3 protein-coding genes and 1 pseudogene are annotated in these 2,922 nt (G+C 64.1%); all 4 read left to right on the top strand.

What is annotated here, in order from left to right:
• Window positions 1–102: 102 nt before the first annotated feature.
• Window positions 103–309 carry a hemin uptake protein HemP gene (gene hemP, locus EOA27_RS30100; RefSeq protein WP_042644917.1) on the top strand — a complete coding sequence of 69 codons (207 nt, stop codon included), beginning with the start codon at window positions 103–105 and terminating at the stop codon, window positions 307–309.
• A 49-nt stretch (window positions 310–358) separates the two neighbouring features.
• Window positions 359–1,419, top strand: a pseudogene (locus EOA27_RS30095) (hemin-degrading factor).
• An 11-nt stretch (window positions 1,420–1,430) separates the two neighbouring features.
• On the top strand, window positions 1,431–2,324 hold the full coding sequence (locus EOA27_RS30090) for a hemin ABC transporter substrate-binding protein (protein WP_126082227.1): 894 nt from the start codon (window positions 1,431–1,433) through the stop codon (window positions 2,322–2,324).
• 6 nt (window positions 2,325–2,330) lie between these two features.
• A partial coding sequence (locus EOA27_RS30085) for an iron chelate uptake ABC transporter family permease subunit (protein WP_145970620.1) occupies window positions 2,331–2,922 on the top strand: 592 nt, incomplete at its 3' end.

The following is a 2,922-nucleotide window of genomic DNA, read 5'->3' as shown; positions in this document are numbered from 1 at the left end:
GTAATGCACTGACTAGTAAACATGATTATTCGAGTCAAGAATTGAATCGGCATTTTATGAGGCTGCGGCCACGGTGGCCGTCAGAGGAAAGGGACCTACCCGATGAACACGCACAATCCCAACGATTTCCGCTATCGCGTCCGCCGCCCGGAAGAGACGCAGATGCGTTACGAACGCGTGCCGCTGGCGGTGAGGACGCTCTCCAGCAACACGCTGTTCCAGGGCGAGCATGAGATCGGCATCGAGCATCACGGCGCGCTCTACCGCCTGAAGATCACCCGCCAGGGCAAGCTGATCCTCAACAAGTGACCGCCGTCGGCGGGCGATAGACGCACATCAGGCAATACAGGTGGACGATATGGACCAGCGCGTTAAGCCGTCGCCGGAGGAAATCCGGCGGGCGCGAGAAGAAAATCCGAAAATGCGGGAGCGCGATCTCTCGGCGCAATTGGGCATTTCGGAAGCGGAACTGGTCGCGGCGCATTGCGGCATCGGCGCGGTGCGAGTCGAGCCGCGCGTCAACGACCTTCTGACCGGCCTCGAGGCGGTCGGCGAGGTGATGGCGCTGACCCGCAACGAAAGCGCCGTGCACGAGAAGATCGGCGTGTACGACAAGGTCGTCACCGGCAACCACAACGCCATGGTGCTTGGCGAAAACATCGACCTACGCATCTTCCCGAAGGTCTGGGCGCATGGCTTTGCCGTCGAGAAGCGCGAGGGTGACGAAATCCGCCGCAGCCTGCAGTTCTTCGACGCAGCGGGCGAGGCGGTGCACAAGGTGCATCTGAAGCCCGCATCCAGCCTCTATGCCTACCAGAAGCTGGTGGCGAGCCTCGAATCGTCGAACCAGGAGCCGACCGTCGCGATCCTCCCAAGCGCCGCGGAAGGGGAGGGCGAGGCGCAGGGTTCGGTCGCCTCGATCGGCGACCTACGCGACCGCTGGAGCCGGTTGACAGATGTGCATCAGTTCTTCGGCATGCTGAAGACGCTGAAGCTCAGCCGTCGCGAGCGGTGCGTATGGTGGGGCAGGACTATGCCTGGCTGCTCGACAATGATGCGGTAAGCGCCATGTTCCATCACGCCGCTGCAGGCGGGATGCCGATCATGTGCTTCGTGGGCAACCGCGGCTGCATCCAGATCCATTCCGGCCCGATCAAGTCGGTCAAGCCGATGGGACCATGGATCAATGTGCTCGACGAGACCTTCCACCTGCATCTGAGGACCGACCACATCCACGAAGTCTGGGCGGTGCGCAAGCCGACCAAGGACGGCCATGTCACCTCGCTGGAGGCCTACGATGCCAATGGCAGCATGATCATCCAGTTCTTCGGCAAGCGCCATGAAGGCGAACGCGAGCGGGAAGACTGGCGTTTCCTGGCCGAGAACCTACCGCGCATTCCCAGCCCCACCGCTGCATAAGGTAGGACCCAATGCGCTTTGTTCTCAGTTTCCGCGCGGCCCTTACGCCGATGCTCGGTGTCCTGCTTGCCCTCGCTATGCAGCCTGCCAAGGCGGAAGAAGGCACGACCGTCTTTTCGGACACCTCGCGGATCGCCTCCATAGGCGGCTCGATCACCGAGATCCTCTACGCGCTCGGCGAGGAGGGCCGTCTCGTGGCCCGCGATTCGACCAGCACCTATCCCGAGGCGGCGGCGAAGCTGCCGGATGTCGGTTACATGCGCGCGCTGTCGCCCGAGGGTGTCCTGTCGGTCAATCCGACCGGAATCCTGGCGCTGCAGGGCAGCGGCCCGAAAGAAGCGGTCGACGTGCTGAAGAAATCAAGCGTGCCTTTCATCGAGGTGCCGGATCACTTCAACCATGAGGGCATCCTCGAAAATATCCGCATCGTCGGCAAGGCGCTGGGCGTCGAGGCCAAGGCCGAGAAGCTCGCCGCTGAGACGGACGCGAAGCTGACGGCCGCCGAAAGGCAGACGGCCTCGATCAAGGACCGCAAGCGCGTGCTGTTCGTGCTGTCGACCCAAGGCGGCAAGATCCTTGCAGCCGGCAGCGACACCGCGGCCGACGGCATCATCAAGCTTGCCGGTGCGGTCAACGCGGTCGAGGGTTTTTCCGGTTACAAGGGGATGACGGATGAGGCGATCGTCAGCGCCAAGCCGGATGTCATCCTGACGATGAAAGGCGGCGGGCCGCCGATCTCGGAAGACGAGCTGTTCGCCAATCCTGCCGTCGCCTCGACACCGGCTGGCACGAACCGCAAGATGATCAACATGGACGGCGGCTATCTGCTCGGCTTCGGCCCGCGCACGGCGGAGGCGATCCACGATCTCGCTGTTTCGATCTATGGCAACCAGGTCACGGACTGAGCGGCGGTGGCCGAACAGTCCATAGCAGGTGTGGGCAGGGTGATGGCGGCCGAGGGCGATCGCTCGGCGCGGGCAAGGGTCGTCATCGCGCTCCTGTGCCTGGCGCTGACCCTTTCGGTGTTCCTGTCACTGACGTCGGGCGCTTCGGATGCGTCCGCCGTTCGCGTCATTCGCGACTGGTTCACCGGGGCCGCTCCGGGGGATGCGGCGCTTGCCGCGCGCGACCAGCTGATCGTCTATGACATCCGCATGCCGCGCGTGCTGCTCGGCGTGCTGATCGGCGCCGCGCTCGCCGTCTGCGGCGCGGTGATGCAGGGCCTGTTCCGCAATCCGCTTGCCGATCCCGGTTTGGTCGGCGTTTCCGCCGGCTCCAGCCTCGGCGCTGTGGCGATCATCGTGCTCGGCACCACATGGCTTGCGCCCTTCACGCTCGCATTCGGCACGCTTGCGCTGCCGCTCGCGGCGTTCTTTGGCGGGCTCGCGGTGACGTTGCTGCTTTATGCCATCGCCACGCGCCAGGGACGGACCTCAGTCGCCACGATGCTGCTTGCCGGCATCGCCATCAGCGCCCTTGCCATGGCGCTGACAGGTGTCCTCA

It is taken from the genome of Mesorhizobium sp. M2A.F.Ca.ET.037.01.1.1 (assembly GCF_003998075.1).
Classification (GTDB): domain Bacteria; phylum Pseudomonadota; class Alphaproteobacteria; order Rhizobiales; family Rhizobiaceae; genus Mesorhizobium.
This window is presented reverse-complemented; position numbering and strand designations above follow the sequence as displayed.